Origin of the sequence: Christiangramia fulva, assembly GCF_003024155.1 — a bacterium.
Taxonomy (GTDB): domain Bacteria; phylum Bacteroidota; class Bacteroidia; order Flavobacteriales; family Flavobacteriaceae; genus Christiangramia; species Christiangramia fulva.
On sequence record NZ_CP028136.1, the window covers coordinates 2,387,229 to 2,403,060 of the forward strand.

General features: G+C 43.1%; 13 protein-coding genes. All 13 read left to right on the plus strand.

Annotated features, from left to right (window positions below):
• The first annotated feature begins 4 nt into the window (after nucleotides 1-4).
• A complete protein-coding gene (locus C7S20_RS10535; RefSeq protein ID WP_107012438.1) occupies nucleotides 5-817 on the plus strand; it encodes a rhamnogalacturonan acetylesterase in 813 nt (270 codons plus the stop codon).
• Nucleotides 818-830: 13 nt separating this feature from the next.
• Nucleotides 831-2,720 (plus strand): pectinesterase family protein, encoded by a 1,890-nt coding sequence (locus C7S20_RS19770; protein WP_227008992.1) that lies wholly within the window; start codon nucleotides 831-833, stop codon nucleotides 2,718-2,720.
• 30 nt (nucleotides 2,721-2,750) lie between these two features.
• Nucleotides 2,751-3,521 carry a rhamnogalacturonan acetylesterase gene (locus C7S20_RS10545; protein ID WP_107012439.1) on the plus strand — a complete coding sequence of 257 codons (771 nt, stop codon included), beginning with the start codon at nucleotides 2,751-2,753 and terminating at the stop codon, nucleotides 3,519-3,521.
• A 13-nt stretch (nucleotides 3,522-3,534) separates the two neighbouring features.
• Complete coding sequence (gene pelA, locus C7S20_RS10550) at nucleotides 3,535-4,617, plus strand: pectate lyase (protein ID WP_107012440.1); 1,083 nt, start codon at nucleotides 3,535-3,537, stop codon at nucleotides 4,615-4,617.
• A gap of 179 nt (nucleotides 4,618-4,796) precedes the next feature.
• Nucleotides 4,797-5,987, plus strand: coding sequence for a mannonate dehydratase (gene uxuA, locus C7S20_RS10555; RefSeq protein WP_107014196.1), 1,191 nt, complete (start codon nucleotides 4,797-4,799; stop codon nucleotides 5,985-5,987).
• 19 nt (nucleotides 5,988-6,006) lie between these two features.
• The gene (locus C7S20_RS10560; protein WP_107012441.1) at nucleotides 6,007-6,813 is read left to right on the plus strand and encodes an SDR family oxidoreductase; all 807 of its coding nucleotides are present in this window, start codon (nucleotides 6,007-6,009) and stop codon (nucleotides 6,811-6,813) included.
• 11 nt (nucleotides 6,814-6,824) lie between these two features.
• Complete coding sequence (locus C7S20_RS10565; RefSeq protein ID WP_227008993.1) at nucleotides 6,825-8,063, plus strand: tagaturonate epimerase family protein; 1,239 nt, start codon at nucleotides 6,825-6,827, stop codon at nucleotides 8,061-8,063.
• 21 nt (nucleotides 8,064-8,084) lie between these two features.
• The gene (fbp, locus tag C7S20_RS10570; protein ID WP_107012442.1) at nucleotides 8,085-9,098 is read left to right on the plus strand and encodes a class 1 fructose-bisphosphatase; all 1,014 of its coding nucleotides are present in this window, start codon (nucleotides 8,085-8,087) and stop codon (nucleotides 9,096-9,098) included.
• A 262-nt stretch (nucleotides 9,099-9,360) separates the two neighbouring features.
• The gene (locus C7S20_RS10575) at nucleotides 9,361-11,010 is read left to right on the plus strand and encodes a sulfatase family protein (protein ID WP_227008994.1); all 1,650 of its coding nucleotides are present in this window, start codon (nucleotides 9,361-9,363) and stop codon (nucleotides 11,008-11,010) included.
• 60 nt (nucleotides 11,011-11,070) lie between these two features.
• A complete protein-coding gene (locus C7S20_RS19635; protein ID WP_257791332.1) occupies nucleotides 11,071-11,193 on the plus strand; it encodes a hypothetical protein in 123 nt (40 codons plus the stop codon).
• A gap of 34 nt (nucleotides 11,194-11,227) precedes the next feature.
• Nucleotides 11,228-12,604: a 3-keto-disaccharide hydrolase gene (locus C7S20_RS10580; RefSeq protein ID WP_227008995.1), complete on the plus strand. Its 1,377-nt coding sequence runs from the start codon at nucleotides 11,228-11,230 to the stop codon at nucleotides 12,602-12,604.
• A 10-nt stretch (nucleotides 12,605-12,614) separates the two neighbouring features.
• Nucleotides 12,615-13,955 carry a Gfo/Idh/MocA family protein gene (locus C7S20_RS10585; protein WP_107012444.1) on the plus strand — a complete coding sequence of 447 codons (1,341 nt, stop codon included), beginning with the start codon at nucleotides 12,615-12,617 and terminating at the stop codon, nucleotides 13,953-13,955.
• Nucleotides 13,956-14,085: 130 nt separating this feature from the next.
• Complete coding sequence (locus tag C7S20_RS10590) at nucleotides 14,086-15,828, plus strand: GMC family oxidoreductase (RefSeq protein WP_107012445.1); 1,743 nt, start codon at nucleotides 14,086-14,088, stop codon at nucleotides 15,826-15,828.
• Nucleotides 15,829-15,832: the final 4 nt, after the last annotated feature.

Here is a 15,832-nt window from a genome sequence, read left to right on the forward strand (position 1 = left end):
TGACATGGGTAAAAGAATTTTATTATCAGTTTTTCTTCTGAGTCTTGTTTTTCTTGCCTTCAGAAGTCAAAGGAATTCTATCACCGTTTACTTAGTGGGTGATTCTACCATGGCCGATTATACCGGAGATTATGATCCCGGTAAGGATTACATGAAGGAACGTTACCCGCTTACCGGCTGGGGACAGGTTTTTCAGCAATTTATGGTGAAGGATAGCCTTGAAGAAGTTTCGGAATTAATAAAAGCCGACAGTGTGATTGTAAAAGATGTTGCTCGAGGCGGCCGAAGTACCCGAACTTTTTTCCAGGAAGGCCGCTGGAGAAAAGTAGTTGATAATCTGGAAAAAAATGATATTGTAATTATCCAATTTGGTCATAATGATGCCTCTAAAGATCATCCTGCGCGTTATGTGGATGTGGAGGGCTATAAAGAATTTTTGCGGTTGTTTATCACCCAATCCCGCGAAAAAGGTGCAATCCCAATAATCCTTACCCCTGTGGCAAGAAATTACCCCTGGAAGGAAGGCCACCTGGAAAATGTTCATGGGGAATATTATCCTGCGGCGATTGATGTAGCCAGAGAAATGAATGTGAGGCTCATTGACCTCAATAAACGTTCTATGGACAAATTTTCTGAAAAAGGCCGGGATTATGTGACTAAAAATTACTTTATGAATCTCCCTGCCCGAAAATATGAAGCTTATCCGGAAGGAGATGATGATAATACACATTTTCAGCCTGAAGGAGCCAAAGCGGTAGCGCAAATGGTTTTCAACGGCCTGAAAGACTTAAGTGGTCAGGCAAATTCAACAAACTAAAAATCGATATGAAATGAAGCTCAGGAAGATATATTTGGTATTGCTCCTATTTTTTGGAGTGTTTTGGGCGGTAAGTGCTCAGGAAAACCATAAAGTTAAACCCTATACGGTTGCCACGACCTATGTCAAGCTGAAAAAGGATTATCCTTTTATCACCCCTGTGGAACCTCTTTCTTCTGAAGAAATTGTTGCGAAGGAGAACGAGGTTTACAAAAAAGTAAATGGGAAAAAGCTGAAGGCTGATGTTTATATGCCCAGCAGAAATTCTGCGGAAAGATACCCGGCTGTCTTGCTGATCCATGGCGGAGGCTGGCTTACCGGCAGTAAGGAAAATGAACGGATGATGGCCCAGTATCTTGCAAAGAATGGCTTTGTGGGTGTAGCTGCGGCTTATCGCCTGGGAAAGGAGGCCAAGTATCCCGCCGCAGTTCTTGACCTGAAAGACGCCCTGAAATGGATGCGTGAAAATGCCGAAAAATATCATATAGATACGAATAAGATCGCGGTGCTGGGGGCTTCCGCTGGAGGGCAGCTCGCCACCTTGCTGGGAGTAACTGCCGATTCTGACCTCTATAAAACTGGAGATCCTGATGTTTCAGACAAAGTGCAGGCGATCGTGAATATTGATGGGATCCTTTCGTTTGTTCATCCCGATGCCGAGGAAGGCTGGATGGCGGCTACCTGGTTTGGCGGATCGCGTTCAGAAAAGCAGGATCTTTGGAAAGAAGCCTCGCCGCTTGAATATGTAGATGAAAACACTCCTCCCACCTTGTTCCTGAATAGTTCTTATCCACGTTTTCATGCGGGTCGGGACGACATGATCAAAATTCTGAATAAGAACGGGATCTACAACGAAGTTCATACCCTTCCGGATACGCCGCATTCCTTTTGGCTGATGCGCCCCTGGTTCGAAACTACCCTGGAGTATACGGTAAATTTCCTCAACAGAACCCTGAAATATGCTCCAGATCAGCCATATCGGGAGATCACGGTATCCAAAGACGGGAAAGGAGATTTTTCAAGTATCCAGGAAGCCATAAATTCTACGCGTGACCTAGGGCCGGCAGAAGTCGTTATCCACATCAAAAAAGGCACTTACAACGAAAAAATAGAAATTCCTTCCTGGAAGCACAAACTCACGCTGGTGGGCGAAGACCGGGAGAATACGGTCATCACCAACGATGACTTCAGCGGAAAGATCGATTCCCAAACAGGTAAAAAACTGTCCACTTTTACCTCCTACACATTACTTGTAGAAGGCGACGATATTCATATTCAAAATTTAACTATTAGGAACTCTTCTTGTGGTGAAGGACAGGCAGTGGCCCTGCATGTGGAGGGCGATCGCTTTTTTATTAAAGACTGTAATATTCTGGGTTGCCAGGACACCATTTATACCGCCAATGAAGGTAGCAGGCAACTGTATCTGAACTGTTATATTGAAGGCACTACCGATTTTATCTTCGGAGAAGCAACTGCGGTTTTTAAGAATTGTACGATAAAAAGCCTCGCCGATTCTTTCGTGACGGCTGCGGCTACTCCCAAAGGCCAGGAATTCGGTTATGTTTTTATCAACTGTAAACTCATAGCTGCGGAAGGGGTGAACGAGGTATATCTGGGCAGGCCGTGGCGATCTTATGCAAAAACCGTTTTTATAAATTCTGATCTGGGGAACCATATCAGGTCTGAAGGCTGGAATCCGTGGAAAGGAGATGAAATGTTCCCTAATAAAGAAGAAACGGCCTATTATGCCGAATACCATAGCACCGGACCCGGTGCTGCACCTGAAAAACGCGTGGAATGGTCTCATCAGCTCTCCTCCGAAGAGGTAGAGAAATATAATTTGGAGAATATTTTGGGTGGTAAGGATAACTGGAATCCTACTGCAGAAAATAAAAAATAGAGGAATTAATTTTTAAAATAACTATTCAAAATGAAGAAAATAATAGCCAGTATGCTGATCTTGTTTTCACTAACGATATCAGCACAGCAGAAGCCGACCCTCTATCTCATTGGCGATTCAACAATGGCTGACAAAAAAGATCCAGATGTTAATCCTGAACACGGATGGGGCCAAATGCTACCGGAATTGATGACTTCAGATATAAAAGTTGAGAACCACGCGGTAAATGGCCGCAGTTCAAGAAGTTTTATTGATGAAGGACGCTGGAAAACGGTGAAAGACAAGCTTCAGAAAGGAGATTACGTTTTTATCCAATTTGGGCATAATGATGAAAAAATAAAAGATTCCACAAGATTCACCAATCCCTATACCCAATATTGGCACAATCTGGAGAAGTTTGTACAGGAGACCCGTGAAAAAGGAGCGACTCCAATTCTGCTGAGCTCTATCGTGCGACGCAATTTCAATGAAAATGGAGTACTGGTTGATACCCACGGCGATTATCCGCTGGTGACAAGGCTGGTCGCGCAAAAAATGGACGTTCCCTTTATTGATATGGGGTGGCTTACAGAACGCCTGGAAATGCAGTACGGCCCGGAAGGTTCAAAGAAGCTTCACCTACATTTGGAGCCGGGAGATGATCCTTATGAGCCTAAAGGTAGACATGACGACACGCACCTTTCAGAATTAGGCGCCACCCTGGAAGCGAGCCTGGCACTGAAAGCTGCTGCGCGGCAGGATCTGGGGCTTCAAAAATATATCAAGCCAGAGGTTTTGTCAAAGGAAATACTTGAAGATTAAATCATAATCAATTATGAAGAAGACATATTTCGTACTGAGTATTTTTATGCTCATTGCAACAGCAAATTTTCAGCTGCATGCGCAGTCGTACGATAAGATCCTTGGAAAGGTGAATGCGAAAGACGATTCCTGGTTTGCCTCAAAAGAGGCTAAGCACATCGCAGATAATGTGTTGTTCTATCAAAATGAAGACGGCGGCTGGCCCAAAAATTTTGATATGTCTAAGGACCCCGATCTGAAAAAATTAAAAAATCTGAAAATCGAAGGATCCCATTTGCTTGCCAGCACGATCGACAACGGTGCTACCCACACCCAAATGTGGTTCCTGGCGAAAGTATATGAAGCCACCGGCGAGGAGAAATACAAAGCTGCATTCCTGAATGGGGTAGATTATTTGCTTGAGGCGCAATACGACAATGGTGGCTGGCCTCAGTTTTATCCCTTGCGCGAGGGTTATTATGAGCATATTACCCTGAATGATGGAGCAATGATAGGCGTCATGAAGTTATTACAAGCGATTGCACGTAATCAAAAACCGGTAGATTTTGTAGATAAGGAGCGAATGGAAAAAGCCAGGCTTGCAGTAGAAAAAGGTGTCGATGTGCTATTGAAAATGCAGGTTCCTGTAAACGGAAAACTCACCATTTGGTGTGCCCAGCACGATGAGCACACATTATTACCTGCCAATGCGCGGGCTTACGAATTGATTTCCCTTAGCGGACAGGAAAGTGTAGGGGTGGTAGAATTTCTAATGGGAATCAAAAATCCTGGAGAAAGAGTTGAAAGATCCATCAGGAGTGCAGTGCAGTGGTTTGAAGACCATAAAGTAATGGGTGAAAAGGTAGAATGGGTAAAAGATCCGTCTTATTCTGAAGGAAAAGACAGGATAGTGGTACAGGATTCTTCTGCAGGTCCTCTCTGGGGAAGGTTCAACGATATAGAAACCGGGGAGCCATTTTTTGTGGGACGGGACGGAGTAAAGAAAAAACATCTTGCAGATATTGAGGAGGAACGAAGAGCCGGATATAATTATATTGATAATTACGCTGAGAAACTTCTTAAAGAGGATTATCCTGAATGGGAGAAGAAGCATTGAAATTTGCCGGCTAAGGATTTGCACAGCCGGTAAGTACATGATGAAGGTTTTGCGAAATACTTCTATTTTGCTTTTCAGAATTCAGAAGCAAGAAAAGCTGGCTTTTATTTCCTGAATTGTATCTTTATGATTGTCCTGAATCTCAGATTCGGGGACCCGATCTTTAAAAAATGAAACCTATGATTTTTCAACAAAGTTGGCGATGGTACGGGCCTCATGACCCAATTTCTTTAGCAGCCGTAAAACAGGCCGGCGCGCATGGAATCGTAACCGCGCTTCATCATGTTCCGGTTGGAGAGGTGTGGACGGTCGAGGAAATAACAAAACGAATCTCTCTTTTGGAAGAGAGCAACAGGGAATTGCATTTTGAACTCAACTGGAATGTGGTGGAAAGTCTCCCCGTACATGAGCATATCAAACAGGGCAGGGAAGATCGCGATGATTATATTGAAAAATATAAGAAGAGCCTTGCCAATTTGGCGAAATGCGGAATTACGACCGTGTGCTATAATTTCATGCCGGTACTCGACTGGTTGCGGACAAATGTGAGATTTCAGCTTGAAGACGGGAGTTATGCCCTGCTCCACGATTTTGTGGATGTGGCCATCTTTGATCTTTTTATCCTGAAGAGAAAGGACGCTGAAAAAGATTATGAAAATGCCATCCTGGAAAAGGCGAAGGAGAAATATTCCCATATGGATAAGGAAGAGATCGCCATTCTTGAAGAAAGTTTGCTGATGGCCCTGCCCGGAGATGAAAAGGGTTTTACCATTGAAAAGCTACGCAAAGGAATCAGGGACTATGAAGGTATCTCAGAAGATCAGCTTCGGAAAAACCTTGTTTATTTCCTGAAAGCGGTGATTCCCACTGCGGAAGACCTGGGCGTAAAAATGGCCATTCATCCTGATGATCCGCCATGGCCTGTACTGGGATTGCCAAGGGTGATGAGTACGGCTGAAGACCTGAAATATTTTTTTACTGAAGTACCTCAAAATTCCAACGGACTTACCTTTTGCAGTGGGAGCCTTGGTGCTTCGCCCAAAAACGACATGCCGGCTATCATTAATAAATGGTATGAGAGAATTCATTTTGTGCATTTGCGTTCGGTACAACGGGATCATAATTCGTGTTTTTACGAAGCCAATCACCTGGAAGGAAGTGCTAATATGTTTGAATTAGTGAAGACATTTTACAAGAATCAGCAAAAGCACCAAAGAGCAGCGATTCCCATGCGGCCAGACCATGGACATTTAATGCTGGATGACAGGGACAAGAGCTTCTATCCGGGATATTCTGCTATTGGGCGTTTGAGAGGATTGGCTGAATTGCGGGGGCTGGAATTCGGAATAGTGAAAAGCCATCAGGCGTAAAAAATTTAAAAGAAGGTTTATGTTCAGTTTAAAAAATAAAGTTGCAATAGTTACCGGCGGAAACGGAGTGCTGGGAGGCGCAATAGCCAAAGGCCTTGCTGCTCAGGGAGCCAAAATAGGGATTCTTGGCAGAACTTCAGAAACCGTGCAGCAACGGGTAGACGAGATAACTTCGGAAGGAGGAGAGGCCATTTCTTTGGTGGCCGATGTGCTGGACGAAGAAAGTCTGAAGAAAGCAAAAGATAAGATCCTTCAAAAATGGGGCAGCATTGATATCCTTGTGAATGGTGCCGGTGGTAATCTGAAAGGCGCCACTATTGGACCCGATCAGAACTTTTTTGATCTCTCTATAGATGATATGGACAAGGTAAATGCGCTTAATTATAAAGGAACGGTTTTACCTACCTATGTCTTCGGAAAAGTAATGGCCGACAATAAAAAGGGAAGTATCATCAATATTTCTTCCATGGCCGCACAAAAGGCTTTGACACGTGTGATGGGATATTCCGCAGCAAAGGCCGCGGTGGACAATTTTACCAAATGGCTGGCGGTGGAAATGGCTTCAAAATATGGGGAAGGGATTCGCGTAAATGCTATTGCCCCCGGCTTTTTTATTGGTGAACAGAACAGGGACCTGCTTCTCAAAAAAGACGGTTCGCTTACTGCGAGGGGTGAAACCATCGTAAGCCAGACGCCCTTGAGGCGCTTCGGAGAAGCCGAAGAATTGCAGGGAGTGGCAGTTTGGCTTGCCAGTGAGGCTTCAAAATTTGTCACCGGGATCATAGTCCCTGTTGATGGTGGCTTCAGCGCTTTTAGCGGCGTTTAAAAACATATATAATGATGAAATTAGGCAAATATTCCTTCGGAACGGGTGACAGGTTTGGCAAAGAGGGAAAAGCACAGTTACAGGCCATTCTGAAGATGGAAGAGAAGGGCGTGGAAGTAACTCCCGTATGGAATAAATCTCACCGTGAACACAGGACGGTGGGGACACAGCCTGAAAGTATTCGTAAGGAAGCCGATAAAGCCGTCCAAGAACTGCAATTCCAAAAGGCATATTTTGTAGATGCCGACCACATAAATGCCGAAATCGTTGAGCCATACATACCGGTGAGCAATTTTTTCACCATTGATGTAGCCGATTATATAGGAAAATCAGCTTCAAATAAAGAAAAGAAGGAGTTTCTCAGGTATTTTGAAAAATATACCAAAGGCTTTAAGATCGATGGTTTTTCTTCAGAAATAAAGATTTCCGAAGCAGAACTGGAGGAGATGACGAACAGTTTTCTACTCGCCATGAAAAAGGCGGGAGAGGTTTATTCCATCATAAAGTCTGCAAAAAAAGAACAATTTCATACTGAAGTTTCTATAGATGAGGTTGAAGATCCGCAATCGCCGGTAGAATTGTTCTTCATTTTATCGGCCCTGGCTTATTATCAGGTTCCGGTAAATACCATCGCGCCCAAATTCACGGGAGAATTTAACAAGGGAGTGGATTATCAGGGAGATCTTCAGCAATTTGAAAAAGAATTTGAAGAAGATCTGCTGGTGCTGAAATTCACTATAAAAGAATTGGGTTTTCCTGAAAATTTGAAGCTCAGTGTACATAGTGGCAGCGACAAATTTTCGATTTATCCCGTTATGAAAAAGCTCATTAAAAAGCACAATTTTGGGCTTCATCTCAAAACGGCCGGTACTACCTGGCTGGAAGAGCTCATAGGTTTAGCCGAAAGTGATGGCAAAGCCTTTGAATTTGCCAAAGAGGTCTATAAGGAGGCCTTGCAGCGCTATGACGAGCTCACAAAAGATTACTTTTCAGTTCTTTCTATAGATAAGGTTAAGTTGCCTGAAGTGGATAGTTTTCATTCGGGTAAAGAATATGCAGATGCCCTGAGGCATGATGAGAATTCCAAAGCCTATAATCCACACTTCAGGCAATTGCTCCATTGCGCCTATAAGATCGCTGCAGAAAAAGAAGATTTCGAGGCCTTGCTTCTGGAACATCGTGCCAGGATAGAAGAGAATGTCACCTACAATCTATATGAAAGGCATCTGAAACAGATTTTTCCTACGTAAATACCGACTAAAATAACTTCTATGGAAAGGCCAATAACTCTTGGAGAATTTATTATCGAAAATCAGAAAGATTTTCCATACGCAAAAGGAGAACTCAGCGCCTTATTGAGTTCAATCAAACTCGCAGGAAAAGTGGTGCACCAATCCATTAACCGGGCAGGTTTGTCACAAATCCTCGGGAAGGCAGGGAAGGAGAATATACAGGGAGAAGTCCAGGCCAAGTTGGATATTATGGCCAATAATGAATTTATAAACACCTTGAGGAACAGGGGAGAAGTTTGTGGATTAGCTTCAGAAGAACTGGAAAATTACCTGGCCTTTGAAGAACCCATGCATAAGGAAGCGAAATATATTGTCCTGATAGATCCCCTGGATGGATCATCTAATATTGATGTAGATATTACGGTCGGCACCATATTCAGTATCTACAGGCGTGTTTCTCCAACCGGCACTACGGTGACTGACGAAGATTTTCTGCAATCGGGCAGAAACCAGGTAGCAGCAGGCTATCTTATCTATGGGTCCTCCACCATCCTTGTGTATACCACGGGAAAGGGAGTGAACGGATTTACTTTTGATCCGGGGGTAGGCTCTTTTTTCCTTTCCCATCCTAAAATAAAATTTCCGGAGAAAGGAAGCATTTATTCCGTAAACGAAGGAAATTATATCCATTTCCCTGTCGGAATAAAAAAGTTCATTAAATGGATGCAGCAGCTTAATGAAGAAGAGAATCGTCCTTTTACTGCGAGATATACCGGTTCTCTGGTGGCCGATTTTCATAGAAATATGCTCTTAGGAGGGATCTATTTATATCCGCAGGGAAGTACCGCGCCCAATGGGAAACTGAGATTGCTTTACGAATGCAACCCAATGGCATTTTTAGCTGAACAGGCCGGGGGAAAAGCCATTGACGGGAAAATGAATATTATGGATATTGTCCCGAAAGAACTGCATGAGCGAGTTCCCTTTATTTGTGGAAATTCTCAAATGGTAACCATTGCCGAAAAATTCCTGAAAGAATATCCTGAAGATTAACAGGCAAAAGATCGAAATTGTATTCGGAAACTAAGCGGTTTTCCTCAAATCTTTTAGAGCGGTTTTGGTTAAATGGGAGACGAAGCTGAACTTTTAGTGGAAAATTAGACGGTTTAATTTATTTTCCAGAAAATTCAAGTTATTTTGTTTTTGTTGCAGGAAGAATTGTTTGAAGTTTTTGATATCTTTCGGATACCATTAATTTTTTCTCTCATTTATCCACAAAAAACTCCTGAATTTGATTTCTCCATTTCAAAATATATTGAAATTATTTACCCTTGTTTTTTTTACGATTAGCTTAATTTCCTGTGATAGTTCCCAGGATAAGAATGAAAAGGAATCTCCCGAAAGGCCAAATATCATCTTTATCATGGCCGATGACCATGCATTCCAGGCAATCAGTGCGTATGGCCATCCGCTCAGCAAATTGGCGCCAACTCCAAATATCGACAGGATAGCTCATGACGGAGCTATTTTCATTAGAAATTACTGTACAAATTCTTTGTGCGGCCCCAGTCGTGCAACTATTTTGACCGGGAAATTCAGCAATGAGAATGGTTTCAGGATGAACGGAGATCAGTTTGACGCCTCACAGGTTACGCTTCCAAAGGTGCTTCAGAAAAATGGTTATAAAACGGCCGTTATCGGAAAATGGCATTTAGGAACATTACCCACTGGTTTTGATTATTATGATATTCTGAATGATCAGGGACATTACTATAATCCTGATTTTATTCATGATGGCGACACTACGACGATCCACGGATATGCGACCGATCTTATTACCGAAAAAAGCATTGATTGGATTCAAAAGCAAAAGAATTCCGGCAAACCTTTTTTCCTGATGGTGCACCATAAAGCTCCACATCGAAACTGGATGGCACCTTTGCGCTACACCAATGTATATGACAGCATAGATTTTCCGTTACCCGATAGTTATTTTCCGGAATTTGATTCCACGCAAATCGCCGCTCAGGATCAGTTAATGACCATTTACAGGGATATGTATGAAGGCTATGACCTTAAAATGACGGTAAAGGAAGGTAGCCCGGAGCTTGCTCATGATCCATGGCATAATGAATTCAGCCGGATGACCAAGGAACAACGCAGAAAATGGGACAGCGCCTATCAGAAGAAAAATGATGCTTTTCATGAAGCTAATCTTAAAGGGAAAGAATTGGCACGATGGAAAGGCCAGCGGTTCCTGAGAGAATATCTTGCAACCGTAAAAGCGGTTGATGACGGGGTGGGAAAAATTCTGGACTATCTTGAAGAAAACGGCCTTGATGATAATACGCTGGTAGTCTATACCTCAGATCAGGGTTTCTACCTTGGCGAAAATGGCTGGTTTGACAAGCGTTTTATGTACGAAACTTCATTCAGAATGCCGCTACTTATTCAGTATCCGGGACATATTAAACCGAATACTACAATTAATGCCATGACTCAAAACCTGGATTTTGCCGAGACTTTCCTCGATTATGCTCAAGCTCCAATTCCGGAAGGCTTCCAGGGAAAATCGCTAAAACCCTTACTTGAGGGCGAGGTTAAAGATGAGGATTTCAGAAATTCACTGTATTATCATTATTACGATTTTCCGGCTTTCCACATGGTGAAAAAGCATTATGGTATTCGTACCGATCGATATGTGCTGATGCATTTTTACGATAATATCGACCAATGGGAGATGTATGATCTGGAAAAAGATCCTGACGAAAAGAATAACGTCTATAATTCAGAAGAATATGTCGGGGTGCGGAGAAGACTTCATAAAAGCCTGGATTCCCTGATGAAGGTTTATAAAGACACGGCAGAATTTAAGCATTCTACTCCAAAACAGGTTGACAGGGCTTATGAAATGTTTTCCAAATTAAAAGGAAAGGATTCGGGGTATTATTCCAGGAAGCATTAAAAAAGGAATTGCAAAATAACCGCCAAAAACCAGAGCGATAAGAACGTCTACGTATAAAAAGTGGAACTGAACGGAAAAGAGCTTACCGAACCATTCATTCAGCATGATGATATTATGAAAGGTGGAGAATTGACGTTCTGGATGAGTAGTAAACCGAACAAGAAGTTGTTCATCAGGCAATAATTCCTGATATTTAGAGATGAAAATTTACTTTCCCATGAAAAAATCCATCCTCAGTGCGATAACGATCCCACTTCTGTTATCGCTTTTAATGCTTACCGGCTGCCAGGAAACCGAAAAAGATTCCACACCCTGGGTTCCTTTATTTAACGGTGAAGACCTTAGCGGCTGGCAACAAAAAGGTGGTGAAGCCGATTATGAGGTGCAAAACGGGATGATTATCGGCTCTACGGTTCACGATACTCCCAACTCTTTTTTGACCACCAAAAAAAATTACGAGGATTTTATTCTGGAACTCGATTTTAAAGTAGATTCCACAATGAATTCGGGAATCCAGATTCGCAGCAATAGTTTTCCCAATTATCAAAACGGGAGAGTTCACGGGTATCAGGTAGAGATCGATCCTTCCGATAGGGCCTGGAGCGGGGGTATCTATGATGAAGGCCGCAGGGGCTGGCTGTATTCCCTCGAAAATAATCCCGAAGCTCAGAAAGCCTTCCGGCAGAACAAGTGGAATCATTACCGCATCGAAGCTATAGGCGATACCATTAAAACCTGGGTGAATGAAATTCCCACGGCTTATCTTATAGATGATAAGACCGATAAAGGTTTTATCGCGCTGCAGGTACATGCTATCGGAAAAGATGATGAGGCCGGAAAAAAGGTCATGTGGAAGAATATTAAGATTCTTACCGATAGTCTTTCAAAATATTCCAAAAAGATTGCTCTGGAACCTAAAACTACTAAAAATAAACTGACTTCAGATGAAGCGGCCAACGGCTGGAAAATGCTCTGGGATGGGGAGACTACCAGTGGCTGGCACGGAGCCAGGCTGGATGATTTTCCGGAAAAAGGCTGGGTGATCGAAGATGGAAATCTTATCGTTTTGGCTAGTGGAGGGGCAGAATCTGCTGCTGGAGGTGATATCGTAACCGATTCGCTTTACGGCGATTTCGAGCTGAAAGTAGATTTTAAGATCACCAAAGGAGCTAATAGCGGGATAAAGTATTATGTAGATACCGATCTCAATAAAGGTCCGGGCTCTTCCATTGGTCTGGAATATCAAATTCTCGATGACGAGAACCATCCCGATGCGAAACTGGGAAATCATGAGGGCAGCAGGACTGTAGCTTCTTTATATGATCTCATTCAGGCTGATCCTGATAAACCCATTCATCCGATTGGGGAATGGAATACGGCGCACATAATTTCCAAAGATAATCATGTGGAACACTGGTTAAATGGGGTAAAAGTTTTGGAATATGAAAGGGGTTCAGATGAATTTCGAAAACTGGTTTCAGAAAGTAAATACGATAAATGGCCAAATTTTGGTGAACTGGAAAAAGGAAGGATCCTTTTGCAGGATCATGGAAATCGCGTAGCCTTCAGGAACATAAAAATTAAACCTCTTTAATTCTGAATTTATGACCACAAGAAGAGATTTTATTTCAAAAACGGTTTTAGGAGGTGCCGCACTGTTGGCGGGAAGTTCGGCGATGGGTATGGCTGCTGGCAGTTACCGAAGGATTATCGGATCTAATGAAAGGTTAAATGTGGCAATTGCCGGCCTGGGTAGAAGGCTTGGCGGTTATTATGAACCTGTTTCTCTGAAATCGTCTAATGTCCGGCTGGTATATTTATGTGATGTAATGAAAAGTCAGCGTGAAAAGGCTTCAGCAGAATTTTCAAAATTGATCGATTACAAACCAAAACTGGAAAATGATATCCGAAAAGTGATCGATGATAAAGAGGTTGATATTTTGATCAATGCCACTCCTGATCACTGGCATACTCCCGGTTCGATCATGGCCATGAAAGGAGGAAAACATGTGTATGTTGAAAAACCCTGCAGCCATAATATGAACGAAAACGAAATACTGTTAGCGGCTGCTAAAAAATATTATAAGATCGTGCAAATGGGAAACCAGCAACGATCTTCAGATCATACCATAGAAATTATTAATGAAATTCATAATGGCGCCATTGGAGAACCGTATAAAGCCACGGCATTTTACACAAATTCCAGGGGAAGGGTTCCGGTGCAATCTCCGGCTCCCGTTCTGGAAGGGCTGGATTGGGAACTATTCCAGGGACCTGCGCCGCGCCGCGATTATACTGCAGAAACCTGGGATTATAACTGGCACTGGTATGGTTGGGATTATGGTACTGCCGAAGCCGGAAATAATGGCACCCATGAAATGGATATCGCCAGGTGGGCGCTTCAGGTAGGCTTTCCGAAATATGTAGAGGTCCAGGCAGCAAAAAGGCATTTTCCGAATGACGGCTGGGAAATGTATGACAGCATGGAGGCCAGCTTTAAATTTAATGGTGATAAGATTATTGAATGGGATGGACAAAGCCGTAATGGTTATGAAACTTACGGTGCCGGCCGCGGAACCATCATTTACGGCACAGAAGGTAGCGTTTTTGTAGATCGTGATAAATATGTTTTAAAAGATAGGGCAGGGAAAGTGATCCGTACAACCGAATCTGCTTCAAATGAAGCGGGAACAGCCCTTGGCGGAGGAGGCGATATGACAACAGCACATATGGTCAATTTCTTTGATACCGTTCGGGGAAAATCAGAATTGACAGCTCCCATAGCCGATGCCAGTATTTCTATGGCGATGGTACATTATGCCAACATGGCTTATCGTTCAGGCAAAGAGTTTAAGGTTGATGACCGATCAGGGAGAGTTCTGGATGATGAAGTGATGAATTTGTGGTCCAGGGAATATGCTCCCGGCTGGAGACCTTCAGTATAACCAGGAAAAATATACCAATTTTGGTCAGATATTTTATCGATTTTTAAATTATTGAAAATGATTGCTTAAGCAATGGCAGGATTCAAAAATGCCTGTTTTAGAAACCTTTTAGTTATTATAATTTTTTATTATGTCCTTTCAAATCATTGAACAATCCCCGAAATATGATATTTGCATCGTAGGTTCGGGCGCGGGTGGCGGTATGGCTGCCAAAATATTAGCCGAAAAAGGCTATAAAATTGCCCTTTTGGAGGCCGGTCCAGATTTTGATCCGGCAAATCCCGAACAACGTACTCAGCTTAGATGGCCTTATGAGTCTCCAAGAAGAGGAGCTGCCACAGTTCGCCCTTTTGGCGATTTCGATATGGCTTACGGGGGCTGGCAGATAGAAGGGGAGCCTTACACCAAGCAATGGGGCACCGAATTCGACTGGTTTCGCTCCCGAATGGTTGGAGGAAGGACAAACCACTGGGGACGGATTTCGCTGAGGTTTGGCCCCCTTGATTTCAAAAGAAAAGATTTTGACGGGAAAGGTGATAACTGGCCTATTGGCTATGATGATGTGAAGCCTTATTATGACAAAGTTGATAAACTTATAGGTGTCTTCGGCACCAAAGAAAACATTCCCAATGAACCTGACGGCTTTTTCCTGCCGCCTCCAAAACCGCGCCTGCACGAATTATATCTCAAAAAAGCTACCGGAAAAGCCGGAATCCCCATGATCCCATCGAGACTTTCCATTTTGACAAAAAGGGTTAATAAAGACCGCCAGGCTTGTTTTTATTGTAGTCAGTGTTCAAGATCCTGCTCGGTGTATGGAGATTTTTCATCTTCTTCGGTACTGGTTAAACCGGCAAAAGAAAGTGACAATGTAGATCTTTTTGTGAATGCCATGGTCCGGGAAGTAAGCACCGATAAAGATGGAAATGCTACCGGTGTACACTATATCAATAAATCTGACCAAAAAGATTATCATCTTAAAGCGAAGGTGGTGATCCTTGCTGCGAGCGCATGTAGTTCTGCCAGGATCCTTCTTAATTCCAAATCATCGGCTCATCCTAATGGCCTAGCGAATTCAAGTGATGTGGTTGGCCGGTACCTTCATGATTCTACGGGAGCTTCTCGTATGGGCTTCATTCCTTCTTTGATGGACAGAAAACGATATAATGAAGACGGGGTAGGCGGTATGCATCTTTACACGCCGTGGTGGTTGAATGATAATAAAAATCTTGGCTTTACCCGGGGTTACCATATTGAATACTGGGGCGGAATGGGAATGCCTTCCTATGGTTTCGGTTTTAATATGGAAGGTATGAACGGCCGCGTACCGGGAAAAAATGGAGAAAAGAAAAAAGCCGGAGGTTATGGCGTTGAATTCATGAACGATGTAAAAAGATTTTACGGTTCTACCCTTGGAATGGCCGGAAGAGGTGAAAGTATTCCGAGGCATGATAACCGCTGTACTATTGATCCGGAAACGGTTGATAAATTCGGAATTCCCGTTCTTAAATTCGATTATAAATGGTCTGAAGAAGAAATCAAACAGGCCGCGCACATGCAGGATACTTTTGAAGAGATCATCGAGTCTATGGGAGGGGTTCCTTTAGGTACCAAACCCGGGAAAGAATCTAATTACGGACTCACGAATCCGGGACAGATCATTCATGAAGTAGGCACCACCCGAATGGGAGATGATAGAAATACTTCAGTGCTTAATAAATACAATCAGGCGCATGATGTGCCCAACCTCTTTGTGATGGATGGCGGCGCATTTGTTTCCCAGGCCGATAAGAATCCCACATGGACCATTCTTGCACTGGCATGGAGGGCTTCCGATTATTTATCAGATGAAATGAAAAAAGGTAATATTTAAAAAG